Raw genomic sequence first — 23,917 nt, 5'->3', positions numbered from 1 at the left:
TGCGCAATGGTGGGCCGGTGCTGCATTCCCGAAAACTTCTCTACATCAACGAAATCGTCCGCTGCGGTTCCATCCGCAAGGCGGCTGCGCGGCTGAATGTGGCCTCATCGGCGGTCAATCGCCAGATCCTGGCGCTGGAGGAAGAGCTCGGCGCGCCGATTTTCGAGCGCCTGCCGAGGGGCTTGCGGCTGACGGCCGCGGGAGAGCTTTGCGTCGAGCACATCCGGGATGTGCTCAAGAACTACGAGCGCCTGGAGACCCGCATTCGCGGACTGAAGATGCCCCAGGCCGGCAAGGTGACGCTGGTGACGACGGTGGGGCTTGCCTCCGGTCCGCTGCCGCCGATCCTTGCCCGTTTTCTCGAGAGCCATCCGCGCGTGCGCATCAAGCTCAGGAACGACAGCGGCTCCACGACCGTCAATCCGGTTCTGACGGGGGAAGTGGATATCGGTCTCGGCTTCAATATTCCGGCGACGCCGGGCATCCGGACGCTGGCCAATTTCGATGTGCCCGTTGGTGTCGTGCTGCCGCCTTCCCATCCGCTCGCACAGGAGGAGGGGCCGATCGATCTGGTCGACGTGGTGCAGGAAAAGCTGGTGCTGGCGCAATCGGGAACCAGCCTGCGCAATATCATAGACCTCGCGCTGTCGCCGCTGCCGCTGCCGGTCGAGCCGCTGCTGGAGACCAACTCGTCGGAGCTCATCAAGCAGCTGGTAAAGTGCGGCACGGGGCTGACGCTGCTCAATCCGCTCGACGTCATCAGCGAATGCCGGGCCGGCGAACTGGTGTTCCGGCCGCTTTTCGAGCCGCATGTCAGACATCAGCCGATGCGGCTTTTTGCCCGGGCGAGGGCGCCGCTCGATGCGGCGACCAGCCTTTTCGTCGAATATCTGATGCAGGAGCTGCTTCTGCTGATCCAGGAACTGCGCTCCAAAGGGCATCTGCCGGCGGGTGAAAAGGCGGCAGATCGCGCAGCCGATGCGCCGGATGACCGGGATCAGCGCGAATAGAGGTTGGAAAGCGGGTAGGCGGCGAGGTCGCGCAGAAGCTCGACGAAGCCTTCTACCTGATGCTTGCAGATGAGTTCGCCCTTTTCGGCCGTGCCCTTGGAGGCATCGCCGACGACGCCGTTCGGGTTCAGGTCGTGGGCGATCCATGCCAGCGAATGGGGCGGCAGCGGCGTCAGGAATTTCGAGTTGGCACGCATTTCCTCGGCCCGGGAGACGAAGTTTTTCGCCTTTTCCATGCGAACGAGATCGGGCCGGAAGTAAAGCATCAGGGAGGTCTCGACCTCGCCGCCGTGAATGCCGTATCGGCTTTCATGCTCGGAGATCATGCCTTCCGGATTGCCGAAGCGGCCCCACTGGGTGGAGACGACCGCCATCTTGTGGCGGACGCGCAGCTCGCGGGCGACGATGCTCATGACGTCGACATTGCCGCCGTGGGAATTGACGATCACCATCTTGCGGATGCCGGCTTCGGCGACCTTGGCGCCGATCGCGGTCCAGGCGGGAATGAGGATTTCGGGACCGAAGGACAGGGTGCCTGGACCGTAGACATGTTCGTTTGCCTTGCCGATTTCCTGGGTCGGCAGAACGAGGAAATCGAGATCGTCGGGCCGCTGGTTGCGAAGCTCGGCGAGCATGCCGTTGGCAATGGCGACATCGGTGGCAATCGGCAGGTGGGGACCGTGCTGCTCCGTCGATGCGATCGGCAGGATGGCGATGGTCTTTTCCGGATTGAGGCCGGCGAAATCGCCCGTGTTCAGTTCGTTCCAGAAAAATGGCCTGGCCATGTCCGCATCCTCGCTGTTTCCTTGCCTATTCGCTTAGGAAATAACGCGGGCTGAGAAAAGCATCATATTGCGTGCAGGCTGATGCCTTAAAGGTCGCGCAGAGACATTTCGGGCGGAACGGCGCTAACCGGTCCCGCCTGCCGCAGGAAGCATGCGTGTATCGATTCGAGAAAAAGACGCTATTCGCTAAAATTGTCGGCATCTGTTTAAGCGCACCGAAAAACACCCCGTGTAGGTTCGAGACACAAGGAAGCCGGAGGAACTGTTCCGGCGCCGTCAAAAGAAAGAGTTCTGAACGGGGACCTGAGGATATGCTGAAGAAACTTCTCGCAACCGCCGTCGTCGCGGCGACGGCATTCGTCCTGTCCGATCCGGCCCATGCTTTCGGGCCTGGCGGTTTCGCCCGCAATCTCACCGATGCGCCGACGATGCGTCTCGTCATTTCCGGCGAACGGGTTGCGTCTAGCGACGCGAAGCTCTGCGCCGATGCACAGGAGGACTGCCTTGCTATTGAGCGCCCCTACACGTTCGTCCTCACCTCGTATCGCGAAAGCCAGCTGAAACGTGTCAACGCCACGGTGAACGCCTCGGTCCGGCTTATCAACGACTTCTTTTCGTTCGGTCGCCGCGACGTTCTGAAGATTTCCAGCCCGGTAAACTTCGGTTCCGATCTTGCCGGCGCCAAGCGCGCGATGCTGATCGCCATGGGCTGGTCGCCGGAGGCGCTGACGATTGCCACCGGCCGCACGGCCGACGGCGAGCGCCGGGTGGTTCTCGTGGTCACCACCAACAAGGGCGACTACGCGCTCGACGACCGCTCGAACGCGATCAAGAAGTGGAAGCGCGTCGAGATCCCGACCGCAAGCATTCGCCCGATGGGGCTTTAAGGAATTCTTCGGGGCGGAGAGTTTTCCGTCCGGCTGAATGTTTCTGTCTGTACTGCCGATTTGCCCTGATGGTGTGAACCACCGTCAGGGCCTTTTCCTTTGTGTCAGGTCTTGTTCAGCGGCTTGCCCCATTCGGCGATGGCGATACCGCCGAGGACGAGGGCGAGTGCTAGGACATGGAAAGGCTGAAGCGCCTCGCCGAGCAGGAAGAGCGAAAGAAGCGTTCCGAACACCGGCACCAGATTGATGAAGAGGCCGGCCCGGTTGGCGCCGATACCTTCGACACCCTTGATATAGAAGATCTGCGAGACCAGCGACGGCAGCAGGCCGGCATAGGCGATGATCGCCCATCCTGTTGCATCGGGCAGGATCATTCCACCGTTCGCGCGTTCCCAGAAGACCAGCGGCAGGGCGGTCAGCGCTGCCCCGAGCGCCGGGCCGGCCATCAGGCTCTTCCAGTGCACCGGCGGCTTCCAGCGCAGCGCGATGGTGTAGATCGCATAGGCGAGCACGGCGAGCAGCATCAGTCCGTCACCGTAGTTCAGGGTGAGGTGGAGCAGCGACATCGGATCGCCGTGGCTTGCCGTCAGGGCAACGCCGGCAAAGCTGATGGCGAAGCCGATGATCTGCACCGGCGAGACCGGGATGCGGAAGAGCACGAAGTTGAGGATGAAGATCAGGACCGGAATGCCGCCCTGCTCGATCGCGCCGTTGACGGCGCTGGTATATTTGAGGGCGGTATAGAGAAAGCCGTTGAAGGCCGTGTAGCCGATCGCGCCATAGGCGAGCAGCAGCAGCCAGTTCTTGCGCAGCAGCGGCCAGTCCTTTCTGATCTGCGGCACGGAGATGGCGCAAATGACAAGGACGGCAATCAGCCAGCGTGAGAAGTTCAGCATCATGGGGCTGACATGGCCGACGGCAAGCTTGCCGACCATGGTGTTGCCGCCCCAGAGAAGCGTCGCGACGGTGAGGAAAAAATAGGCTCGAAGAAGCAACTGCAACACCAGATGGTATAAGGGAAGGGATGTGCTTTACGGCAATTTGCCGTTTGGATAGGCGACGGGAGGCGCCATGTCACGCAAAAAGCCAAATTGCTGGTCACAAACAGGTCGATTTCCCAAAAACAACACAGTATAGATGCGCGGGTTTGGGTTAGGCGCAGGTGCTGCGCAATGAACAGGATTTGGAAATGACGAATGTCGTGGTTGTAGGGTCGCAGTGGGGAGACGAAGGTAAAGGCAAGATCGTCGACTGGCTTTCCGAGCGGGCCGATATCGTCGTGCGCTTCCAGGGCGGACACAATGCCGGGCATACGCTGGTCATCGACGGTGTCAGCTACAAGCTGTCGCTGCTGCCTTCCGGCGTCGTGCGGCCCGGCAAGATGGCCGTGATCGGCAACGGCGTCGTCGTCGATCCCCACGCACTCCTGGCCGAAATCGAGCGCCTCAAGGCACAGGGCGTGTCGGTGACCCCGGACAACCTGCGAATCGCGGAAAACGCCACCCTCATTCTTTCCCTTCACCGCGAACTGGACGGCATGCGCGAGGACGCCGCCTCCAACAGCGGCACCAAGATCGGCACGACGCGCCGCGGCATCGGCCCTGCCTATGAAGACAAGGTCGGCCGTCGCGCGATCCGCCTGATGGAGCTTGCCGACGTTACCGCCCTCGAAGGCAAGGTCGACCGCCTGCTGTCGCATCACAACGCGCTTCGTCGCGGCTTCGGCGCGGCCGAAGTCGAGCACAAGACGATCATGGAGGAACTGACCTCCATCGCCGACCGCGTGCTGCCTTTCATGGATACCGTTTGGCAGTTGCTCGACAAGGAACGTCGCAAGGGCTCGCGTATCCTGTTCGAGGGCGCCCAGGGATCGCTGCTCGACATCGACCACGGCACTTATCCGTTCGTGACGTCGTCCAACACCGTCGCAGGACAGGCTGCCGCCGGTTCGGGCATGGGGCCGGGCTCGCTCGGTTATATCCTCGGCATCACCAAGGCCTATACGACCCGCGTCGGTGAAGGCCCGTTCCCGACCGAACTGACGGATGAGATCGGCCAGTTCCTCGGCGAGCGCGGCCATGAATTCGGTACGGTCACGGGGCGCAAGCGCCGTTGCGGCTGGTTCGACGCGGCACTGGTTCGCCAGTCGGTCGCCACCAACGGCATTACCGGCATTGCTCTTACGAAGCTCGACGTGCTCGATGGCCTCGACGAACTCAAGATCTGCGTCGGTTACAGGCTGGACGGGCAGGAGATCGACTATCTTCCGGCATCCCAGGCCGCACAGGCCCGCGTCGAGCCGATCTATATCACGCTCGAAGGCTGGCAGCAGTCGACCGTCGGTGCGCGCAAATGGGCGGACCTGCCGGCGCAGGCGATCAAGTATGTCCGGCAGGTGGAGGAGCTGATCGGTGCGCCGGTCGCACTTCTTTCCACCAGCCCGGAGCGCGACGACACCATACTTGTGACCGACCCGTTTGAGGATTAATGGTAGAAATCGTTAACGTTTTGTCTGTCGGAATCGGTCCGGCGACCAAGAGAAAGTACTGATGGCCGACTTTATCGCAGTTATTCGGCGGGCCGTGGATGGGCTGTCGAACAATACACCCGAGATGCGTGCGAAGGTCTATGACAAGGCTCGCAGTGCCGTCATGCGGCAGCTCGAGAACATGTCGCCGCGCCCGCCGGAGGAGATGCTGCGCCGTCAACTCGACAAGCTCGAGGCCGCCATCAACGAAGTCGAGGCCGAGCATGCGGAAGCACTTCCGGAAGTAGAGGAACTTCCCGAAGAGGCTCCCGCTACGCTTGCCGAAGCATCCTGGGAGGATCACGTTCCCGGTGTTTCCGAGTCCCGGCAGGCGCCTGCCTATGAGGCCGTGGAAGAGCCTGAACCGGTTCATGAGCCGGAGCAGGCCTACGAGCCGGAACCGGAAGAAGCGGCAGAGCCTGAAGAGGCTGCTCGCCCCGAACACGAAGACGAGTCTCATGTTGCTCCCGTAACTCCTGCGTCCACGCAGGTCGCATGGGCCGAGGAGCCGGTCGCGGCTGCCGCCGACGAGACTTATCGCGCGCACGAAGAAGAATATGTCGAGCCTGCTCGCGCCGCTCCGTCGGTGGAATACGAAGAGGTCGAAGACCCCTGGCAGGACGCCGAGCCGGAAGCGCCTTCCTATCCGCCTGTCGTCGCAGCCCGCGAGCCGGAGGCTGTCGAGCCCGCCTTGCCGGAGGCCGAACCGGCGCCGGCCGAGGCGCCCCATGCCGTGACACCTTTCCCCGTCTGGGACGAGGAGCCGCGTCTTCGCCAGGAAGAGGAGCCGATCGAGCCGGCTCATCCGGCCAGGGAGACCGCCCCCCTGACGGAGGAGGCCGAGGAATGGCTTTCGCCGGCCCGCTCCGATTTCACCGCGAAGCCTGCGCCGGTTTCCGAGCCCGTCGCCTACGAGCCTTGGGATTTCCCGGAGGATACGACGCCTCACCCGGCACCGGCCGAAGACGTCGTGCCGGCTGTCCAACGGCAGGAGCCGGCTCCGGCCGCGTCGGAGCCGCGCCGGGACCATGATTTCGGCAGTCTCGCTTCCGCCGGCCGCGCCGAGCCCGTTTCGACGGAGGTTCCGGACCTTCTCGAATGGAATGTCGATGAATATCGTTCTCCGGCGGTGCCCGAATCGAATGCAGCCGCCGGCACCCCGAAGCAGGCTGACGCATTTTCGGACTGGTTTGCCGATGTCGGCGACCTGAAGTCCAAGGAGCCGCTGCCGGCTCCGGGCAATGGCAATGGAGGAAGGCCGGGCGCGCCGATGGCGGCCGCTGCCGCGACTTCTGCCTCCCCCGACGAAGAGGTCGATGCCTTCCTGGAAAGCGCGCAGCAATCGGCCTATCGCAAGGAGACGAAGCCGCGGCGAAATTTCGCCCCGATCGTGCTCGGTGGGCTCGGCATTCTGCTTCTGGCCGGCGGCGGTTTCGCCGCATGGACCTATCGCGCCTCCATGGCGGAGTTCGTGAGCGGCCTGACCGGTTCCGAACCACCCTTCATCGCCGAGAAGCCGGCGACGGACCAGGTTGAGCAGCCGGCGGATGCGGCACCGGCGACCGATGACGCCGCCGCTCCCGAGGCAAAGCCGCCGGAAGAAGGGGCCGTTCAGGGCCGGAAATTCACCCAGCGTCTGCTGGCCAACGGGTCCGAGGTCGACGAGGGCGCCGGAACGGCTGCGGCGACGGGCACCGGCACTGAAGGCCGCTCTGTTTCCGAGCAGAATGTCGCTTCGACCGTCGAGCCGACCGACCAGCCGCCGGTCGGCACCAATGCGGGCGCTCCCGCAGCGCCGGCGACCGCGACCCCTCCGGCAGCCGGCGCCACCGCCGCCACGGCTGCGGGTGAAAAGGCATTCCTCTACGAGGAGAAGCTCGGGCAGACATCGCCTGTTGCGGTGACGGGGACAGTCGCCTGGACCGCGGTGCGCGAGACCGGCGAGGACGGCAAGCCCAATCCGGAGATCCAGGGCAAGATCGCCATTCCGGAACGCGGCATGACGGTGCTGATGACCATCAAGCGCAATACCGACAACTCGCTGCCGGCAAGCCACATCATCGAGGTCGTTTTCTCCATACCGCCTGATTTCGAAGGCGGTGCCGTCGACAACCTTCAGCGAATCGCGATGAAGCGCACGGAGCAGGATCGCGGCGACCCGCTGGTCGCGGTTTCGGCACAGGTGACGGAAGACACCTATCTCGTGGCCCTCAACGACTTTGAGGATGTCATCAAGCGCAACCTGGACCTTCTGTCCACGCGCGGCTGGATCGACATGCCGATCACCTACCGCAACGGTCGCCGGGCGCTGCTGACGCTCGACAAGGGTGCTGCCGGAGCCGCCGTCTTCGACGCGGTGCTGAAGGAATGGGCGGCGCTGGGATCGGCCGGCAACTGACGAGATCCGCAGGTCTTGCGGCAATGAAAAACCCGGGTTCCTCGCAGTCCCGGGTTTTTTGTATCATCCAATTTCCGTCAGGCGGTCAGGCTTCGACCACCCTGAGCTGGGAGGCGCGTTCCAGCGCCTCCTTCTGGACGGCTTCCTGCACCTTTTCGAAGGCGCGGACTTCGATCTGGCGGACGCGCTCGCGGCTGATGTCGAATTCGGCCGAAAGCTCTTCCAGCGTGACCGGATCTTCAGCAAGGCGGCGGGCCTCGAAGATGCGACGCTCACGGTCGTTGAGAACGCTCATGGCGCGGGCCAGCATCCGGCGGCGCGTTTCGAGTTCGTCCTGTTCGATCAGCACGTCTTCCTGGCTGTCGTGATCGTCCACCAGCCAATCCTGCCATTGGCCGGATTCACCTTCCGTGGCGCGAATCGGGGCGTTCAGCGAAGCGTCGCCGGACAGGCGCCGGTTCATCGAGACGACTTCTTCTTCCGAAACGTTCAGCTTGGTGGCGATCTCGGCCACCTGCTCGGGCTTCAGGTCGCCTTCCTCGATCGCCTGGATCTTGCCCTTCAGACGGCGAAGGTTGAAGAACAGCCGCTTCTGGTTGGCGGTGGTGCCCATCTTCACGAGCGACCATGAGCGCAGGATATATTCCTGGATCGAGGCCTTGATCCACCACATGGCATAGGTCGCCAGACGGAAACCGCGTTCCGGATCGAATTTCTTGACAGCCTGCATCAGGCCGACATTGCCTTCGGACACGACTTCGCCGATCGGCAGGCCGTAGCCGCGATAACCCATGGCGATCTTGGCGACCAGGCGCAGGTGGCTGGTGACGAGCTTGTGGGCTGCATCGCGGTCGCCATGTTCGGTATAGCGCTTCGCGAGCATATATTCTTCCTGCGGTTCCAGCATCGGGAACTTGCGGATTTCATCGAGATAGCGATTGAGACCGGCTTCGCCGGCGGTAATGGTAGGCAAAGTATTGCGGGCCATAAAGCACCCCCTTTTCAAGTGCGGCTCCCCTTCATCCCTGGGCAAGCCTGATCTCCGTGGATTTCCAAAACCCCACAGAAACCCAGGTAACAGATAAGTGCGGCCAAACGGTGTTTCAAGCGATCACGGAAGCGTTATGACATTACGTTTTGGTAATGTCGGGAACGTTCAGTAATCGAACAGTTTCCGGTTCTCACGCCATGTCTTCCGGAGCGTGTTCCCGTCGCGGAAACCGTCTTCCAGAAGGCGGCAGCACTCGATCCTGTCATGGCGGAAATGACGGAAATCTTGCCGCATTTCGCACCATGCCGCAAGATGGATGCCGTCGACATAATAGACGAGGCCGAGCGGGCGTATCGTTCTTTCCGTCTCCCGGTTCTCCGCGTCGCGAGAGGTGAGCAGGAGCTTGCGCTCCTCGCGGATGGCGCGGCGCATCGTCGCGAGGTCGACCGTCGGCTCCGGGATGTCGTGCCAGCGGGAGACGTAGAGCGGCATCGCGTCTATGCCGGCCATGTCGCAGGGCAAGACCTCGCCGATCTTGGCGGCGGCGCTGCGGCCGGCGGCCTCCAGGCTGCAGTCGCCGGTGCGCGAGACGAGCGAGAGGCCGACTGCGATCGCCTCGATCTCGTCGGGGGAGAACATGAGGGGTGGCAGGTCGTAGCCGCGGCGCATGACGTAACCGATTCCGGCTGCTCCCTCGATCGGCACGCGGGACGCCTGCAGGGCGGCGATGTCGCGGTAGACGGTGCGCTTCGTCACCTCCAGTCGCTTGGCGATGGCCTCTGCGGTGAGCGGCGTCTGCGATGTGCGCAGCATCTGGATGATGTCGAACATGCGGCTCGGCTGCACCATGGTTACCCCCAAAAATCGCGCTTCGACAAGCCGGGGCGCCTTTGCGCGTCCATGAGCGCATACTGGCCCGGCCGCCGCAACAGAGGCTGCTGACAAAAGGCTGTCAGCAGCAATCTGCTACAGCTTGCCGCTCTTTCCAACCCGCAGGGCATCCATGAACATGTCTTCCTATGTCACCGGCCTTGTCGCGGTTTCCCTCGCGACGATAGCGCTGAGTACGGCGGGTCTGATGACCCGCCTCATCGCCATGGACAGCGCCACGCTGCTGTTCTGGCGGGGCGTGATGAGTGGCGCCTTCCTGCTCCTTTGCCTGATTGTACTCCGGGGGCGGGCCGCCTATGGTGATTTCTCTCGGCTCGGGCTCTCCGGTCTGGCCATCTGCGTGGCATCGGCCGTCAGCGCCTCGTTCTTCATTGCCGCCCTGCACGAGACGACTGTCGCCCATGTCGCCATCATCTTTGCGACATGCCCTTTCGCCGCTGCCGGCCTCGGCTTCCTGTTGCTCGGCGAGCGACCCGGTCGCGGCGCGCTCGTCGCCAGTGGAGGCGCCATCGCCGGCGTGTTGCTGATGATCGGCAAGGGAGGGGAGGGATCGATCTTCGGCGATCTTCTGGCTTTCGCGATGACCGTTACCGTCGCGCTCTGGACCGTTCTCGTGCGTCGCTATCCGGACAAGCCGGTGCTTGCCTGCTCCGTGTTGTCTACGGTCCTGAGCGCTGCCTTCGCCGCACCCTTTGCGGTTCCGCTCGCCGTTTCCGGCGACGATCTGCTGGTTGTGCTGCTCTTCGCGATCTTCGGCTTTTCGCTCGGGGTGGTGCTGCTGATCGTCGGCTCGCGCCTCCTGCCGCCCGTGGAGGCGGCGTTGATCGGCGCCATGGATGCGCCGCTGGCGCCGCTCTGGGTCTGGCTGTTCGCCGGGGAGGTGCCCGCCGGCGCAACCATGGTCGGCGGAACGATCGTGCTTGCGGCCGTCGGCCTGCATGTTGCCGCGGCGGCGAGACAGGGCCTGCGGGCGGAAAATGCCTGAAGCGGCGGAGAGGCCCTTCCGGTCAGGACCGCTGTGCCTCGATCTCCTGAAGCGCCTCGATCACCGCCTGCATGTCGGCCGGGACCGGCGCTTCGAAATGCATGGTCTCGCCGGTCGACGGATGCTCGAACTGTAGAAGATAGGCGTGCAGCGCCTGTCGATGGAAATTGTTGACGATCGATTTCGCCGGCTCCGGCAGAAGGTTCGCCTTGGTCTTGAAGGCGGCGCCATATTCCGGATCGCCGACAAGGGGATGGCCGATATGGGCCATATGGACGCGGATCTGGTGTGTGCGTCCCGTTTCCAGGCGGCATTCGACCAGCGAGGCGAGACAGGTTGCGTCCGGCTTCTCGCCGTAACGTTCCAGCACTTCGTAGTGCGTGATGGCCTCGCGGGCGTCATCGCTGTCCTCGCGCTTGACCGTCCGCTTGGTGCGGTCGCCGGCGCGGCCTAGAGGCGCGTCGATCGTGCCGTGAAGGGAGCGGGGCCTGCCCCAGACGATAGCTTGGTAGGCACGTTCCAGCGGTCCGGTGCGGCCATGGTCGGCGAACTGGTCGGCGAGGTGGCGGTGTGCCGCGTCGTTCTTGGCCACCACCATGACGCCCGAGGTCTCCTTGTCGAGGCGGTGCACGATGCCCGGCCGCTTGACGCCGCCGATACCCGACAGGCTGTCGCCGCAATGGTGGATCAGCGCATTGACCAGCGTGCCGGTCCAGTTGCCGGCGCCGGGATGGACGACCAGCCCCGCCGGTTTTGCGATGACGATCAGGTCGTCGTCCTCGTAGAGCACGTCGAGCGGAATATCCTCGCCTTTGGGTTCCGGGTCTTCCGGTTCCGGCAGGACGACGGAGAGGCGGTCGCCGGGCTTGATCTTGCGCTTCGGTTCGGTGACGGTTTCGCCGTTGACGGCGATTGCCCCTTGCTCGATCAGCGCCTTGATGCGATTGCGGGAAAATTCGCCCGATAGCGCCGTCGTCAGCCAGGCGTCGAGCCGCCCTTCGGCATCTTCGCCGGCAATCAGCTCTTTTCTTGGCGTCTCTGCTTGTTTAAAGGGGTCGTTCATTCTGTCATCCCGCGTGTCTACCACCGGCGTTGCGGCAGAGGTTTTGCTGCCAATTGGCACAGACCGATGCGATCCACAATCGACGGCCATGAAATTCATGGCCGGTTTTCCCTGAACAAAGGTTCGCGGCAGGGAAAATGCAAGAGCCCTGCGAACGACAAGGACCCGGATACCCGCCATGGCAAATGTCGAGCCCGACGAACAGGAAGACAAGCCGCTCGATCCGGCGATGGAAAATGTTCGCCGCAAGATGGTGAAGCTGCAACTCGTCTCCGGCGGCATCATGCTCCTGATGTTCATGGCGGTGCTGGCGGCTATCGTCTACAAGGTCACACGTCCGGACGGCACGCAGAGGCCCGCCGCGACTCCTTCCGGCCTCATGGTCCCGGCCGACCAGCCCGTTGCTGCGACGGCTGCGCTGCCTGCCGGTTTCCGCGTACTGTCCACCTCGCTTTCCGGCACCCAGATCCTCTTCTACGGGGAGATGGCGAGCGGCGAGCGCAAGGCCTATGTTTTCGACATCGCGGTCGGCCGCATCGTCGCGGACGTCACGCTCTCCGGAAACTGACGGTTCTCCGTGTCGGAACGCGTCTTCATCGCCATCGAGGACCCGGCGGACCCCAGGATTGCGGAATTTTCGCAGATCCGCGAGCGGGATCTGACGGGGCGCTCCGGACGGTTCATCGCGGAGGGCACCGTCGTTCTCAGGATGCTGGCGGCGGCGCATGCCGCGGCGGGCGATTTCGTGGCGGAAAAGATCCTGCTCCTGAAGAACCGTGTGGATGGCGTCGGCGATGTCCTGGCTGCCTTTCCCGCGGATATCCCTGTCTATGTCGCGGATGCCCCGGTGCTCGACGCCATTGCCGGCTTTCACCTGCATCGCGGCGTGCTGGCGCTTGGACGCCGGCTGTCCGTCGCGGCGCCGGCCGATCTCGTCGCGCGTCTGCCCGAGACATCGCTGGTGCTGGTCGGCTGCGGTATTTCCAACCATGACAATGTCGGTTCCCTGTTCCGCAATGCCGCGGCATTTTCCGCCGATGCCGTGCTGCTCGACGAGACGAGCTGCGATCCGCTCTATCGCAAGGCTCTCAGGGTGTCGGTCGGTTCGGTGCTGACGACGCCTTATGCGCGCGGAGGATCGTCCGAGGCCATGCTGGCCTCGCTGGCGGAGGCAGGTTTTGCGATATGGGCGCTTTCCCCTGCCGGCGCGACCGAATTGAACGCCATTACGGCCGCCGGCCGCATGGCGCTTGTCGTCGGAACCGAGGGAGATGGGTTGCCGGCCACGATACTTTCGCGCTTTGCGACGGCACGGATTGCGCAATCGCCCCATATCGACAGCCTCAATGTCGGAACGGCGGCGGGCATTGCGCTTTATTCCATGGCCCGGGCCATGGGCCGGATTTCCTGAACGACCGGCGTCGAGCCGCGATGCCGGCTTATTCCGCTGCCGGGTGTTGACTGAGCGTCTTGACCGCGAGGCCGGGATCGAGGGCAAGCGCTCGTTCAGCGAGGCTCGGATGGGCATTCCCGCCCTTGACCGATTTGCTGCGCAACAGGCCGGGGATGGGCGAAGCGTCGCCTTCGCGTGCGGCGGTCACGACGATCATCTTGGCGGCGATGTCGGCGATCTCCTCGCGCAGCGCGTCGTCGTTCGCCGGCGATTTCGCCTTCAGCAGCCGTTCGGTGAGCGCCGTGTGGCGGTGGCGCAATTCCTCCGCCAGCCGGTCGATATCGATCTCCGGCGCGACGCTTGCCGGCGATGCGGCAATAGTCTCGACCGGTTCTTCCTCCAATGCCTCGACCGCCTTGAAGTCCGGCACCGGAAGGTTGGCTCCCCGCAGCGTCTTGGCAACCTGTCGCAGCTGGCTGTTTGCCGCCTTCAGGCTCTGCTTGAGGCGGGCGATCTCCTTGAGACGGCGGTCGATGGTGGCGTCCTTGTCGACATTTTCGGACATCTGGCGGGCGAGGCGATCGTCAAGCCGCAGAAGCTTGTGCTCCTCCTGGGCGAGACGCATTTCGGCATCCTTGGCCCGCTTGGTAAGAAGCTTCGTTTCGCGGCGCAGCTCCTCGCGCTCGTCGCGCAGGGTCTGTATCCGCATCTTCATGTTCTCGATCTCGGTTTCGCGGCTCGACGCCTCGATCTTCATGCTGTCGATTTCGGAAGCCATCAGTCGCATGCGCTTCGACTGGGCCTCGATCTCAAGCCCCTTGGCGACGATGTTTTCCTCCGTCCGCTTGAGGGCTTCCTTGAGATTGTCGGCTTCGAGTTCGGCGCGCCGCAGCCTGGAGCGGAATTCGGCGGCTTCCACGCTCATCTCGTTGATCTGCGCGTGGAGGTCCTGGTTTTCGGCGACCAGGCGACCGGCCTCGTGGCCAAGCTGTTCGTTCGACAGCTTCAGCGCGATCGACTTTTCCCGTTCGCGGATGAGTTCCTGGGTCGTGCGCGCATTCTCCGCCGCATAGACGGCGCGGGCCATGTCCTTCTGGGCGCGGATCTCCTGCGGGCTGAGCGGCATCGTCGCCTTCAGGCGGTTTTCCGTGTAGAGGACGATGCGCCTGTGAATGGCAGGCGCAACCAGCATCACGACCAGAGCGGCCGCCATAAATCCCAGTCCAAAGAGCAGGCCATATTCGATCACGGGCGCGCCATTTCAGGTTTGTCGAACATATGAAATCAATAGACGCCCACTGGCTGTCGGAGCAAGTGGGCATCCATGCCGAAGCAATCTATGCACAATGCATAGAAAAATCCAGAAAGCTTGCGCGAGCCGTACGGCCTGATCGTCAGAAAGGATTCCAGGTGGGTTGGCGCGTGAGTTTCAGATAGCCGACATTGACGCCAAGGCGCGCACCGATACCGGTCCTGATCGGCACGAGCACCACATTGCTGCTCTTGAGCACGGTCATCCCGACGCCGGCTACCACATAGGCGGAGCCGCTGACCCCGCCGTAGCGGGCATAGAGGCTTTCGATCGAGGGCAGATCATAGACCAGCATCATCGCGCGCGTGCCGTTGCCGCCGTAATCGATGCCGAGGGAAGGGCCCTGCCAGAAGACATCGTGCTGGCCGGCGTTCTTGGTGTAGAGGGTGCCCTCGCCATAGGTCAGGCCGGCGACGAAGGCGCCGGAGCCCTCCTGGCCGAGAATATAGCCATTGGGAAGGCCGTATTGCTGAAAGGCCTTTTCGATCACCTTGGCCAGTCCGCCGCTCGCTTCACCGAAGAAGCCGTGCCCCGCGTCGACGATTTCCTGAACGCTGTATTCGCCGGCGGCGTGGGATGGCCGGGGAGCGAGGGCCAGCGCGGCAATGGCGAAGAGGGCGGCTGCCAGCAGCCTGCCGCCGGCGTTGGCGCTAAGTCTCACAAGGCGCATAGGGGTCCTCCGTCCGAAATCCGATGCAATCGGCATCTCCAATGCATATAGGGCTATTTAGAAAGGATCGTCTTAATAATCGGTTTACCAAATATGGTGTCATTATGGCCGAAAGAAATCCGACCACGCCGGGTGCCGGGATTCGGCATATCCGGTCTTCGTCGTCGGGATTGCGTTCTTCAGGAGAGACGATGCCGAAAAACCCGAACCTCACTCTCGCCGGCCCCGATCTTGCGGCATTGCTGTGCAGCCGGGTCTGCCATGATGTGATCTCTCCGGTCGGAGCGATCAACAACGGCCTGGAATTGCTCGACGAGGGTGGTGCCGATGCCGATGCGATGGAACTCATTCGCGCCAGCGCGCTTAACGCCTCGGTGCGGCTGAAATTCGCCCGGCTTGCCTTTGGCGCTTCCGGTTCGGTCGGGGCTTCCATCGATACCGGCGAGGCGGAAAAGGCCGCCAAGGACTTCGCTGCCGCCGAAAAGAAGACGGAAGTCAGCTGGGAGGGCCCGCGCGCCATCATCGCGAAGAACCGGGTGAAGCTTCTGCTCAACCTCTTCCTCGTCGCCTATGGCGCGATCCCGCGCGGCGGTTCGCTGGATGTTTTCCTGGAAAACCCCGAATACGACGCGAAGTTCAAGATCGTGGTCAAGGGCCGGATGATGCGGGTGCCGCCGAAATACGCGGAAATCTGCAACGGAACAGTCGAGGAGGCGATCGATGCCCATTCGATCCAACCTTATTATACCGTGCTGCTCGCCGAGGAATGCGGCATGGAACTGAAGCATGTGGTCAGCGAGGACCACATCGCCTTCACCGCGGAAATCGCCGCCTGAAACAGCGGTTCTTGTGATTGGGGTCATCCCGTCCCAAATCGGGCCGTCCCAAATCGGGATGACCGGCTGCGGCTTCCGGTAACCTTTCCTTAGTTGAAAGCGCCTATGCTCGGTTGCATGATCGAAATCCCCTCTGCAGCAAGCGGGGATGCAGGGAGTAGATGATGCAGCGCTTGATGATCGTGGATGGCTCGGACGTTGTTCGCAAGGTTGGCAAGAAGATCTTGTCCGAACTGGGCTTCCTCGTCTCTGAAGCCGCTTCCGCCCGTGATGCCCTGCTGCGCTGCGAAACCGAACTGCCGAACTTCGCGATCATCGATGCCGGCCTGGACGGCGCCCTGGATTTGATCGCCAACATCCGGGCGCTGCCCGAAGGCAAGAGCGTCCGGATTTACTACTGCGTCATCGAAGCGGATCTGAAGACGATGATGGCCGGCAAGCGCGCCGGCGCCAACGATTTCCTGCTGAAGCCCTTCGACCGCAAGATCCTGACGACGATCTTCACCGACAAGGCCATCGCGGCCTGAGCTCCGAAGCACTCCTCCCCGAATGATGCCCCGCTTCCGCGGGGCTTTTTTTCAGGCGGCGAGGCTCGAAGACGGCGTGCAGGCTTCGCAGATCGCCGCGATGTGGCGATGGTCGGTGCCGCAGCATCCGCCGAGAATCCGGATTGCGGGATATGCGGCGCGAAGAGCGCTGTAGCGCCGGCCGAGATCCAGTGGATCGCCGAGGTCGAGCGTCGTCGATTCATCGAGTTCCTCATGGCTCTTCGTCGAGGCGTTGGCACGAATGCCGCCGATCCGCGACACCCACGCTTCTCCGGCCTTGAGGGCCTCCTCGAAATGCGTGGGATGAGCGCAATTGACCATGTAGTAGACGGGCGACCCGCCGGTCTCCTCGTCCGTCCGTTCGATCGCCTCCCGCAGCGTCGTGCCGCCGATCAGCCGGCCATCGGTTTCCACGGTGAAGGAGATGACGCAGGGCATGGATGCCGCTTTCGCCGCCCAGGCGATGCCGGTCGCTTCCTCCACCGTGTTGATCGTGATCGCGGAAACCATGTCCGCGGTCGAGGCGGCAAAGGCCCGAACCTGCCTGCCGTGGTAGTCCATGGCTTCGAGCGCGGAGGACCGGCCGGGCTTGTAGGCGTCGCCGCGTGGGCCGATCACGCCGTTGATGACGATCGGCGTGCCGGGCGTCTCCCAGCGGGCGCGGCACTGTTCGGCGAAGTCGACCGCACGCCTGTTGAGGCCATCGAGGGCGGCAAGGTCGTAACCGAGTTTCAAGCCCCAGTCCGGGTTCGCCCGCCACGTCGGCGTGTCGAGCACGAAACCGACGCCACGTTGATGGGCAAGGGCGATGTAGGGCTCGAGATAGCGGACCAGTTCTTCCCGTCCGCTCTCGGAATCGACGAGAGGGAAGGACGCGAAGTGGGGCAGGTCGAGCCCCCGGTGGAAAACCAGCGTGGTTTCCATTCCGCCATCGGCGAGGAAGTCGCCGCCGGTCAACTGAGGTAGGTTCTGCCTGTATTTTGCCATTGGAAATCTCCGGTGCTAGATTGGGTCTCGAGCGGCCGTTTGCGCAGCCGCAAGAGGGCCCTCTTGTCGCAGATCCGGGATGTCGCCTTCCAGTGAACTTGCGGTACCGGCGCTCCTTTGGCTTATAAAAATCTTTTTAATACAAAATGTTATCGACGGAAGTGAAGACCCGGACATGCGCGTGGACCGGTATTGTCGAAGGGAAAACCAGACCGCAGGTACAGTTCGTGGAACGACTGGAACTCAAGAAGGGCGCTGCGACGCGCGAACGCATCCTGGACATTGCGCAGGCCGCGGTTCTGTCCAAGGGCTTCGCTGCGACCTCGATTGAGGAGATCATCGCCGAGGCCGGACTGACCAAGAGCGGATTCTTCTATCATTTCCGTGACAAGAACGAACTGGCGCATGCGCTGTTGCGCCGCTACGTCGCGGAGAACGACGCGATCTTCGACGATATTTTCGGACGTGGTCGCCAGCTCAGCGACGACCCGCTCGAGGCGTTCCTGATCGGCCTGAAACTTTTGGCGGAACTCATGCGCGAATTGCCGAGCGTGCATCCGGGCTGCCTGGTTTCCGCGGTCTGCTACCAGGAACGCCTTTTCGACCGGCAGGTGAGGGAGCTAAGCGCCGATTCCGTCCGCTCCTGGAACGGGCGTTTTCAGGCATATCTGGAGGAGATCGAAACCGTTCATCCGCTCAATCCGGGCATCACGGTCGCCGATTTGGCCGTCATGCTGTCCTGCATCATCGACGGTGCGATCATCATGTCCAAGGTGCTTCACGATCCTGCGGTCCTGGAACGGCAGATCCTGTCCTACCGATCCCTTGTCAGATCGAGCTTCGGCCGCACCTGATACCGGCTTCAAACGAACGCCGATTTCACGCCGTCGACCACGAACTGGACGGAAAGCGCGGCGAGCAGGACTCCGAGCAGGCGGGTCAGCAGCGCCCGACCGGTGACGCCGAGGAAGTGGTTGAGCGGTTGCGCGATCGCGAGCGACAGCAGGACCAGCGCCAGTACGACGCCGATCACGCTGATGAGTTGAAGCCTGCCGATCCAGCCGTCAAGCGTTCCGCCGATCAGCACGGTGGCGGAGATGGCGCCGGGGCCGGCGATCAGCGGGATCGCCAGGGGAAACACCGCCAGATTGTGGATGTGATCCTTGGTGATCGCGGTGTCGGTGGTCTTTTCCTTGCGCTCCTGCCGCTTCTCGAAGATCATCTCGAAGGCAATGGCAAACAGCATCAGCCCGCCGGCAATGCGGAAGGCGCCCATGGAAATGCCGAGCGCTCCGAGGATGCTTGCGCCGAAGAGGGCGAAGACGGTAAGGATGCCGAACGCAATCGCCGAGCCTCTAATCGCCACCTGTCGCCTCTGCGGCGCGCTCATCCCCTGGGTAAGGCCGAGGAAAAGCGGAGCCAGCCCCGGCGGATCGACAGTGACGAGCAGCGTCGTGAAGGCGCTCACGAGAGCGTCTGCGTTTGCCATGCTTCGTCCTCCTTTTTTGCAAACTTTAGGGTGAGGCGATGGCGACTGGCAAGCGATAGGGCAAGTTCTTGATCGTTTTGCCTTTCCGTCGCCTTAAAAACTGTTCAAAACCCGGGGTGAAATTGGCGCTGCGGCGCCCTTTCGGCTATAAACTTCCAAGTGATTCCGAACAGAGATCGTGACCTGATTTGACTGAGCAAAGCACTCCCGGCGGCGGCAAGTTCCCGCAAGGCATCGAGCCGATTTCCATCATGGAAGAAATGCAGCGGTCGTATCTCGACTACGCGATGAGCGTAATCGTGAGCCGCGCCCTTCCCGATGTCCGAGACGGACTGAAGCCGGTGCATCGGCGCATCCTCTTCTCCATGAGCGAGATGGGGATCGACTGGAACAAGAAATATGTGAAATCGGCGCGCGTTACCGGCGACGTGATGGGTAAATACCATCCGCACGGCGACGCCGCCATCTATGACGCGCTCGCCCGCATGGCGCAGGACTGGTCGCTCCGCCTGCCGCTGATCGACGGCCAGGGCAATTTCGGCTCCGTCGACGGCGATCCGCCGGCCGCGCAGCGTTATACGGAATGCCGTCTGGAGAAGGCGGCTCACGCCCTTCTCGATGATCTCGACAAGGAAACCATCGATTTCCGCGAGAACTATGACGGCACCCTGCAGGAGCCGGTCGTCGTCCCCGCCAAGTTCCCGAACCTCCTCGTCAATGGCGCGGGCGGTATCGCCGTCGGCATGGCGACCAACATACCGCCGCACAACCTTTCGGAAGTCGTCGATGGCTGTATTGCGGTCATCGACAATCCGGCGATCGAACTGCCGGAACTGATGCAGATCATTCCGGGGCCGGACTTTCCGACCGGCGCCCTGATCCTCGGACGTGCAGGCATCAAGTCTGCCTATGAGACGGGACGCGGTTCGGTCATCATGCGCGGTGTTGCCCGCATCGAGCCGATGCGCGGCGATCGCGAGCAGATCATCATCAGCGAGATTCCCTATCAGGTGAACAAGGCGACGATGATCGAGAAGATGGCCGAACTGGTGCGCGACAAGCGCATCGAAGGCATCTCCGACCTGCGCGACGAGTCCGACCGGGAGGGCTATCGTGTCGTTATCGAACTCAAGCGCGATGCCAATGCAGATGTCATCCTGAACCAGCTTTACCGCTACACCCCGCTGCAGACCTCCTTCGGCTGCAACATGGTGGCGCTGAACGGCGGCAAGCCCGAGCAGCTCTCGCTGCTCGACATGCTGCGCGCCTTCGTCGCCTTCCGCGAAGATGTCGTTAGCCGGCGAACGAAATACCTGCTGCGCAAGGCTCGTGACCGTGCGCATGTCTTGGTCGGTCTCGCGATTGCGGTCGCCAATATCGACGAGGTCATCAATCTGATCCGCCGTGCGCCCGATCCGCAGACGGCGCGCGAACAGTTGATGGAGCGCCGCTGGCCGGCGCATGACGTCGAGGCGCTGATCCGCCTGATCGACGATCCGCGTCACCGCATCAACGACGACAATACATATAACCTCTCGGAAGAGCAGGCCCGCGCCATTCTCGAGCTGCGTCTGGCCCGCCTGACGGCCCTCGGTCGCGACGAAATCGACGAGGAACTCAACAAGATCGGCGCGGAAATTACGGATTATCTCGATATCCTGTCTTCGCGCCTTCGCATCCAGAGCATCGTCAAGGAGGAACTTGCGGCCGTTCGCGACGAATTCGGCACGCCGCGCCGCACCCAGATCGTCGATGGCGGTCCGGAGATGGACGACGAGGACCTGATCGCCCGCGAGGACATGGTGGTGACGGTCTCGCATCTCGGCTACATCAAGCGCGTGCCGCTGACCACCTACCGCGCGCAGCGCCGCGGCGGCAAGGGCCGCTCGGGCATGGCGACCCGCGACGAGGATTTCGTGACCCGGCTGTTTGTTGCAAACACCCACACGCCGGTCCTGTTCTTCTCCTCACGCGGCATCGTCTACAAGGAGAAGGTCTGGCGTCTGCCGATCGGCACGCCGACATCGCGGGGCAAGGCCCTTATCAACATGCTGCCGCTGGAGCCCGGCGAACGCATCACCACCATCATGCCGCTGCCCGAGGACGAGAGCACCTGGGACAATCTCGACGTGATGTTCTCGACCACGCGTGGAACGGTGCGCCGCAACAAGCTGTCCGACTTCGTTCAGGTCAACCGCAACGGCAAGATCGCGATGAAGCTCGAGGAAGAGGGTGATGAGATCCTCTCCGTCGAGACCTGCACGGCGCCGAACCATGATTTGGGTATCCCCGGTGACGACGTCCTGCTGACGACCGCGCTTGGTCAGGCGATCCGCTTCCCTGTCGATGAAGTCCGCGTGTTCGCGGGCCGCAATTCGATCGGTGTCCGCGGCATTTCGCTGGCCGATGGTGACCGCATCATCTCGATGACCATTGTCAGCCATGTCGATGCAGAGCCATGGGAGCGTGCCGCCTATCTGAAGCGCTCGGCCGCCGAGCGTCGCGCCAGCGGTGTCGATGAAGAGGATATCGCGCTGGTCGGCGAGGAGGTCGCCGAAGAGGGCGAACTGAAGGAGGAGCGCTACCAGGAACTCAAGGCACGCGAACAGTTCGTGCTGACGGTTTCCGAAAAGGGCTATGGCAAGCGGTCTTCGTCCTATGATTTCCGCATCTCCGGTCGCGGCGGCAAGGGCATCCGCGCCACCGATACGTCGAAAACCGGCGAGATCGGCGAACTGGTCGCCGCCTTCCCGGTAGAAGACAACGACCAGATCATGCTGGTGTCCGATGGCGGGCAGCTTATCCGTGTGCCGGTGGACGGCATTCGTATTGCGAGCCGCGCCACCAAGGGCGTTACCATCTTCTCCACCGCCAAGGACGAGAAGGTCGTTTCCGTCGAGCGGATCTCCGAACCGGAATCCGACGAGGACGGAGAGGCGCCGCTTGGCGAAGAGCAGGACGCCGTCACCGACGCGCCCGACGCTTCCGGAGAATAGGAAGTCTGGAGAATAAAGGGGAAAAGCGGCGGTGCGGGACGGCACCGCCGCTTTTTTGTGTTCTGACTTCCGGACAATAAAAAACCTGCCCTGGAAAGGGCAGGTCGGGATTTTTGGGGGATAGGCAGCGGGTAGGGAAGGGCTTATGCCGTTTCCATGTACTCCGCACCATCGGGCTCGCGCAGCACGTAGCCGCGGCCCCAGACGGTCTCGATGTAGTTCGCGCCGCCTGCGGCGTTTGCGAGCTTCTTGCGAAGCTTGCAGATGAACACGTCGATGATCTTGAGTTCCGGCTCGTCCATGCCGCCATAGAGGTGGTTCAGGAACATTTCCTTGGTCAGCGTCGTACCCTTGCGGAGCGAAAGAAGCTCCAGCATCTGGTATTCCTTGCCGGTGAGGTGAACGCGCTGGCCGCCCACTTCGACGGTCTTGGCGTCGAGGTTCACGATCAGTTCGCCGGTGACGATGATCGACTGGGCGTGGCCCTTGGAACGGCGAACGATCGCGTGGATGCGTGCGACCAGTTCATCCTTATGGAAGGGCTTGGTCATATAGTCGTCGGCGCCGAAGCCGAGACCGCGAACCTTGTCCTCGATGCCGGCCATGCCGGACAGAATGAGAATGGGCGTCTTGACCTTGGACAGGCGCAGCGTACGCAGTACCTCGTAGCCCGACATGTCGGGCAGGTTCAGGTCGAGCAGAATGATGTCGTAGTCGTAGAGCTTGCCGAGGTCGACACCTTCTTCGCCGAGATCCGTTGTGTAGACGTTGAAACTTTCCGATTTGAGCATCAGTTCGATGCTCTGCGCCGTGGCGCTATCGTCTTCAATGAGTAGAACCCGCATAATTATCCCCTTTACCGCCGCCGAAAGGTCGAGTTGGCCCCCTACGCGATACGGATCCAGTCGTTGCCTGATTTGAAGGCTGCCACCAAATGGTTAACAAATTCTGATTCCTTCTGGCAAGGAATATCGAATTCATTAAACATTTTTTGCAGTCTCCTGATTTTTCACAAGTTTCCGGCATCGCCACTGTTGAATCAGAACTTCAGGAAATACCCGTAACTGATTCATTTGACTCATCATTGTCATGAGCTTTTTTAGGCCCTGGCATTTACTGACCCTTAAACGATCGTCCTTATCATTAACGATGCCCGTAAACGAAAGGTTACCAACGGTAGTTTTTTGTTAACGCCGCCGTTTTTTTTCGGGAATGATTCGTCGAAAAGGCGGCAAAGGCATTTGTTAAAATGTGTGGCGGGGGGTCTCGCATCACGGGAGTATTGCGTATGAAGTCGCGTGAGAGCCTAGTGCGCCTGAAAGGATTTCAGGTCACAGAAAAGCGTCGGCAGTTGCAGCAGTTGCAGTCAATGATGTCGGAATTCGAGCGTATGGCGAAGGAGCTGGAAAGCCAGATCGCCATCGAGGAAAAGAAGTCCGGGATCAGCGATCCAAGTCATTTTGCCTATCCAACATTTGCCAAGGCGGCGCGCCAGCGGGCGGACAACCTTCAGGTTTCCATCCGAGAACTCAGGGTTCAGCAGGAGGCTGCGGAACTCGCGCTTGAGGAAGCCGAGGCCGAATATGCAAAGGCTGCGGCTCTGGAAGAGCGGGACGGCCAGATGCGGGCGCGGGCGTAAGGCAAGCCGCATTCGTATCGAGAAGGAGATCGGTCGGAACGGCGCGGGTCATCCGCGACCGTTGCCGGCCGTTTTCGTTTTCCGACAGCGTGGATTTCCGGAGGCGGCTGCGTCAGCCCTGCTTGATGACGTCGCTCCATTCGGGATGGCGCAGTGTCTGCGCCCGAAAGAAGGGGCAGAGCGGAATGATCTGCCAGTCGCCGCGTCTGGCTTCCTCGACCGCGTGTTTGGCCAAGGCCTGGCCGACGCCCTGGCCGCGCATGCTGTCGGGGACCTCGGTATGATCGATAATAATGAGCTTCGGGCTTGCGCGCGAATAGGTCATCAGGGCAGGTTCGTCCACGCCGTCTACGCGCGCGACATAGCGGCCGCCGGACCGCTCCTCTTCATGGACGATATTCATTTTCCGGACCCTTCCTCGGTTTCGGTCCCTTGCGCGGGACGATTGCGCGATGATAGCCAAAGCGCATGCCGTTTCAACGCGCCCGGTTACCGGGAAAGAGAGTTTCG

23 protein-coding genes are annotated in these 23,917 nt (G+C 62.3%); 12 read left to right on the top strand and 11 right to left on the bottom strand.

Annotation, left to right across the window (positions count from 1 at the left end; translation table 11 throughout):
* The first annotated feature begins 17 nt into the window (after positions 1–17).
* Positions 18–1,010, top strand: a complete 993-nt coding sequence (locus ACLBKR_RS12695) for a LysR family transcriptional regulator (protein ID WP_112828803.1) — start codon at positions 18–20, stop codon at positions 1,008–1,010.
* Here ACLBKR_RS12695 and ACLBKR_RS12690 read toward each other — a convergent pair.
* Positions 998–1,795, bottom strand: coding sequence for a creatininase family protein (locus ACLBKR_RS12690; RefSeq protein WP_414899397.1), 798 nt, complete (start codon positions 1,793–1,795; stop codon positions 998–1,000). The two genes, ACLBKR_RS12695 and ACLBKR_RS12690, sit on opposite strands and share 13 nt — an antisense overlap.
* Before the next feature lie 311 nt (positions 1,796–2,106).
* On the opposite strand from ACLBKR_RS12690, the gene ACLBKR_RS12685 reads away from it, so the two are divergent.
* A complete protein-coding gene (locus tag ACLBKR_RS12685; RefSeq protein WP_113340611.1) occupies positions 2,107–2,682 on the top strand; it encodes a transglutaminase-like cysteine peptidase in 576 nt (191 codons plus the stop codon).
* A 104-nt stretch (positions 2,683–2,786) separates the two neighbouring features.
* Here ACLBKR_RS12685 and ACLBKR_RS12680 read toward each other — a convergent pair whose 3' ends face one another.
* A complete protein-coding gene (locus ACLBKR_RS12680) occupies positions 2,787–3,677 on the bottom strand; it encodes a DMT family transporter (RefSeq protein WP_112828599.1) in 891 nt (296 codons plus the stop codon).
* A gap of 194 nt (positions 3,678–3,871) precedes the next feature.
* Between ACLBKR_RS12680 and ACLBKR_RS12675 the strand changes: the two genes are divergently transcribed.
* Both ACLBKR_RS12675 and ACLBKR_RS12670 read left to right on the top strand, forming a co-directional pair.
* Positions 3,872–5,170 (top strand): adenylosuccinate synthase, encoded by a 1,299-nt coding sequence (locus tag ACLBKR_RS12675; RefSeq protein ID WP_414899396.1) that lies wholly within the window; start codon positions 3,872–3,874, stop codon positions 5,168–5,170.
* Positions 5,171–5,231: 61 nt separating this feature from the next.
* Positions 5,232–7,607, top strand: a complete 2,376-nt coding sequence (locus ACLBKR_RS12670) for a hypothetical protein (protein ID WP_414899395.1) — start codon at positions 5,232–5,234, stop codon at positions 7,605–7,607.
* 85 nt (positions 7,608–7,692) lie between these two features.
* Here ACLBKR_RS12670 and rpoH read toward each other — a convergent pair whose 3' ends face one another.
* On the bottom strand, positions 7,693–8,595 hold the full coding sequence (gene rpoH / locus ACLBKR_RS12665; protein WP_112828596.1) for an RNA polymerase sigma factor RpoH: 903 nt from the start codon (positions 8,593–8,595) through the stop codon (positions 7,693–7,695).
* A gap of 168 nt (positions 8,596–8,763) precedes the next feature.
* Positions 8,764–9,447: a helix-turn-helix transcriptional regulator gene (locus tag ACLBKR_RS12660; protein WP_414899394.1), complete on the bottom strand. Its 684-nt coding sequence runs from the start codon at positions 9,445–9,447 to the stop codon at positions 8,764–8,766.
* A 154-nt stretch (positions 9,448–9,601) separates the two neighbouring features.
* Here ACLBKR_RS12660 and ACLBKR_RS12655 point away from each other — a divergent pair, with 154 nt between their 5' ends.
* Positions 9,602–10,474 carry a DMT family transporter gene (locus tag ACLBKR_RS12655; RefSeq protein ID WP_414899393.1) on the top strand — a complete coding sequence of 291 codons (873 nt, stop codon included), beginning with the start codon at positions 9,602–9,604 and terminating at the stop codon, positions 10,472–10,474.
* 22 nt (positions 10,475–10,496) lie between these two features.
* Here ACLBKR_RS12655 and ACLBKR_RS12650 read toward each other — a convergent pair whose 3' ends face one another.
* Positions 10,497–11,537, bottom strand: a complete 1,041-nt coding sequence (locus tag ACLBKR_RS12650; RefSeq protein ID WP_414899392.1) for an RluA family pseudouridine synthase — start codon at positions 11,535–11,537, stop codon at positions 10,497–10,499.
* A 178-nt stretch (positions 11,538–11,715) separates the two neighbouring features.
* Between ACLBKR_RS12650 and ACLBKR_RS12645 the strand changes: the two genes are divergently transcribed.
* Positions 11,716–12,105, top strand: a complete 390-nt coding sequence (locus ACLBKR_RS12645; protein ID WP_414899391.1) for a hypothetical protein — start codon at positions 11,716–11,718, stop codon at positions 12,103–12,105.
* A 9-nt stretch (positions 12,106–12,114) separates the two neighbouring features.
* On the top strand, positions 12,115–12,948 hold the full coding sequence (locus tag ACLBKR_RS12640) for a TrmH family RNA methyltransferase (protein ID WP_414899390.1): 834 nt from the start codon (positions 12,115–12,117) through the stop codon (positions 12,946–12,948).
* A 28-nt stretch (positions 12,949–12,976) separates the two neighbouring features.
* On the opposite strand, the gene ACLBKR_RS12635 is transcribed toward ACLBKR_RS12640, so the two are convergent.
* Together ACLBKR_RS12635 and ACLBKR_RS12630 are read right to left on the bottom strand one after the other, a co-directional pair.
* Positions 12,977–14,179: a hypothetical protein gene (locus ACLBKR_RS12635; RefSeq protein ID WP_113340605.1), complete on the bottom strand. Its 1,203-nt coding sequence runs from the start codon at positions 14,177–14,179 to the stop codon at positions 12,977–12,979.
* A 145-nt stretch (positions 14,180–14,324) separates the two neighbouring features.
* On the bottom strand, positions 14,325–14,912 hold the full coding sequence (locus ACLBKR_RS12630; RefSeq protein WP_112828589.1) for a DUF1134 domain-containing protein: 588 nt from the start codon (positions 14,910–14,912) through the stop codon (positions 14,325–14,327).
* A gap of 191 nt (positions 14,913–15,103) precedes the next feature.
* On the opposite strand from ACLBKR_RS12630, the gene chpT reads away from it, so the two are divergent.
* Together chpT and ACLBKR_RS12620 are read left to right on the top strand one after the other, a co-directional pair.
* Positions 15,104–15,748, top strand: a complete 645-nt coding sequence (gene chpT / locus ACLBKR_RS12625; RefSeq protein WP_112828588.1) for a histidine phosphotransferase ChpT — start codon at positions 15,104–15,106, stop codon at positions 15,746–15,748.
* Positions 15,749–15,912: 164 nt separating this feature from the next.
* Positions 15,913–16,275 (top strand): response regulator, encoded by a 363-nt coding sequence (locus tag ACLBKR_RS12620; RefSeq protein ID WP_162708212.1) that lies wholly within the window; start codon positions 15,913–15,915, stop codon positions 16,273–16,275.
* A 51-nt stretch (positions 16,276–16,326) separates the two neighbouring features.
* Here the strand turns inward: ACLBKR_RS12620 and ACLBKR_RS12615 are convergent, their stop codons facing one another.
* Positions 16,327–17,283, bottom strand: a complete 957-nt coding sequence (locus ACLBKR_RS12615) for a homocysteine S-methyltransferase family protein (protein ID WP_112828586.1) — start codon at positions 17,281–17,283, stop codon at positions 16,327–16,329.
* Between the two features lie 236 nt (positions 17,284–17,519).
* Here ACLBKR_RS12615 and ACLBKR_RS12610 point away from each other — a divergent pair, with 236 nt between their 5' ends.
* On the top strand, positions 17,520–18,137 hold the full coding sequence (locus ACLBKR_RS12610) for a TetR/AcrR family transcriptional regulator (protein WP_280519919.1): 618 nt from the start codon (positions 17,520–17,522) through the stop codon (positions 18,135–18,137).
* A gap of 8 nt (positions 18,138–18,145) precedes the next feature.
* Here ACLBKR_RS12610 and ACLBKR_RS12605 read toward each other — a convergent pair whose 3' ends face one another.
* Positions 18,146–18,772, bottom strand: coding sequence for a MarC family protein (locus tag ACLBKR_RS12605; RefSeq protein ID WP_112828584.1), 627 nt, complete (start codon positions 18,770–18,772; stop codon positions 18,146–18,148).
* 188 nt (positions 18,773–18,960) lie between these two features.
* Between ACLBKR_RS12605 and gyrA the strand changes: the two genes are divergently transcribed.
* A complete protein-coding gene (gene gyrA, locus ACLBKR_RS12600; protein WP_112828583.1) occupies positions 18,961–21,768 on the top strand; it encodes a DNA gyrase subunit A in 2,808 nt (935 codons plus the stop codon).
* Positions 21,769–21,911: 143 nt separating this feature from the next.
* Here the strand turns inward: gyrA and ctrA are convergent, their stop codons facing one another.
* Complete coding sequence (ctrA, locus tag ACLBKR_RS12595; protein ID WP_112828582.1) at positions 21,912–22,613, bottom strand: response regulator transcription factor CtrA; 702 nt, start codon at positions 22,611–22,613, stop codon at positions 21,912–21,914.
* A 443-nt stretch (positions 22,614–23,056) separates the two neighbouring features.
* Between ctrA and ACLBKR_RS12590 the strand changes: the two genes are divergently transcribed.
* On the top strand, positions 23,057–23,407 hold the full coding sequence (locus ACLBKR_RS12590; protein WP_112828581.1) for a flagellar export protein FliJ: 351 nt from the start codon (positions 23,057–23,059) through the stop codon (positions 23,405–23,407).
* Positions 23,408–23,519: 112 nt separating this feature from the next.
* On the opposite strand, the gene ACLBKR_RS12585 is transcribed toward ACLBKR_RS12590, so the two are convergent.
* Entirely contained in the window at positions 23,520–23,810 is a 291-nt protein-coding gene (locus ACLBKR_RS12585) for a GNAT family N-acetyltransferase (protein ID WP_113447583.1), read from the bottom strand.
* Between the last annotated feature and the right edge of the window lie 107 nt (positions 23,811–23,917).

Source organism: Paenirhizobium cremeum, from assembly GCF_047553425.1.
Lineage (GTDB): Bacteria > Pseudomonadota > Alphaproteobacteria > Rhizobiales > Rhizobiaceae > Allorhizobium > Allorhizobium cremeum.
The sequence above is the reverse complement of the archived record's forward strand: the minus strand, read 5'-3'. Positions and strand labels throughout refer to the sequence as shown.

What these genes read in the sequence shown, in the direction of transcription:
- ACLBKR_RS12690 (WP_414899397.1), bottom strand. Translation starts at nt 1,795, where the DNA reads ATGGCCAGGCCATTTTTCTGGAACGAACTGAACACGGGCGATTTCGCC.
- ACLBKR_RS12685 (WP_113340611.1), top strand. Translation starts at nt 2,107, where the DNA reads ATGCTGAAGAAACTTCTCGCAACCGCCGTCGTCGCGGCGACGGCATTC.
- ACLBKR_RS12675 (WP_414899396.1), top strand. Translation starts at nt 3,872, where the DNA reads ATGACGAATGTCGTGGTTGTAGGGTCGCAGTGGGGAGACGAAGGTAAA.
- ACLBKR_RS12670 (WP_414899395.1), top strand. Translation starts at nt 5,232, where the DNA reads ATGGCCGACTTTATCGCAGTTATTCGGCGGGCCGTGGATGGGCTGTCG.
- rpoH (WP_112828596.1), bottom strand. Translation starts at nt 8,595, where the DNA reads ATGGCCCGCAATACTTTGCCTACCATTACCGCCGGCGAAGCCGGTCTC.
- ACLBKR_RS12660 (WP_414899394.1), bottom strand. Translation starts at nt 9,447, where the DNA reads ATGGTGCAGCCGAGCCGCATGTTCGACATCATCCAGATGCTGCGCACA.
- ACLBKR_RS12655 (WP_414899393.1), top strand. Translation starts at nt 9,602, where the DNA reads ATGAACATGTCTTCCTATGTCACCGGCCTTGTCGCGGTTTCCCTCGCG.
- ACLBKR_RS12650 (WP_414899392.1), bottom strand. Translation starts at nt 11,537, where the DNA reads ATGAACGACCCCTTTAAACAAGCAGAGACGCCAAGAAAAGAGCTGATT.
- ACLBKR_RS12645 (WP_414899391.1), top strand. Translation starts at nt 11,716, where the DNA reads ATGGCAAATGTCGAGCCCGACGAACAGGAAGACAAGCCGCTCGATCCG.
- ACLBKR_RS12630 (WP_112828589.1), bottom strand. Translation starts at nt 14,912, where the DNA reads ATGCGCCTTGTGAGACTTAGCGCCAACGCCGGCGGCAGGCTGCTGGCA.
- chpT (WP_112828588.1), top strand. Translation starts at nt 15,104, where the DNA reads ATGCCGAAAAACCCGAACCTCACTCTCGCCGGCCCCGATCTTGCGGCA.
- ACLBKR_RS12620 (WP_162708212.1), top strand. Translation starts at nt 15,913, where the DNA reads ATGCAGCGCTTGATGATCGTGGATGGCTCGGACGTTGTTCGCAAGGTT.
- ACLBKR_RS12615 (WP_112828586.1), bottom strand. Translation starts at nt 17,283, where the DNA reads ATGGCAAAATACAGGCAGAACCTACCTCAGTTGACCGGCGGCGACTTC.
- ACLBKR_RS12605 (WP_112828584.1), bottom strand. Translation starts at nt 18,772, where the DNA reads ATGGCAAACGCAGACGCTCTCGTGAGCGCCTTCACGACGCTGCTCGTC.
- ctrA (WP_112828582.1), bottom strand. Translation starts at nt 22,613, where the DNA reads ATGCGGGTTCTACTCATTGAAGACGATAGCGCCACGGCGCAGAGCATC.
- ACLBKR_RS12590 (WP_112828581.1), top strand. Translation starts at nt 23,057, where the DNA reads ATGAAGTCGCGTGAGAGCCTAGTGCGCCTGAAAGGATTTCAGGTCACA.
- ACLBKR_RS12585 (WP_113447583.1), bottom strand. Translation starts at nt 23,810, where the DNA reads ATGAATATCGTCCATGAAGAGGAGCGGTCCGGCGGCCGCTATGTCGCG.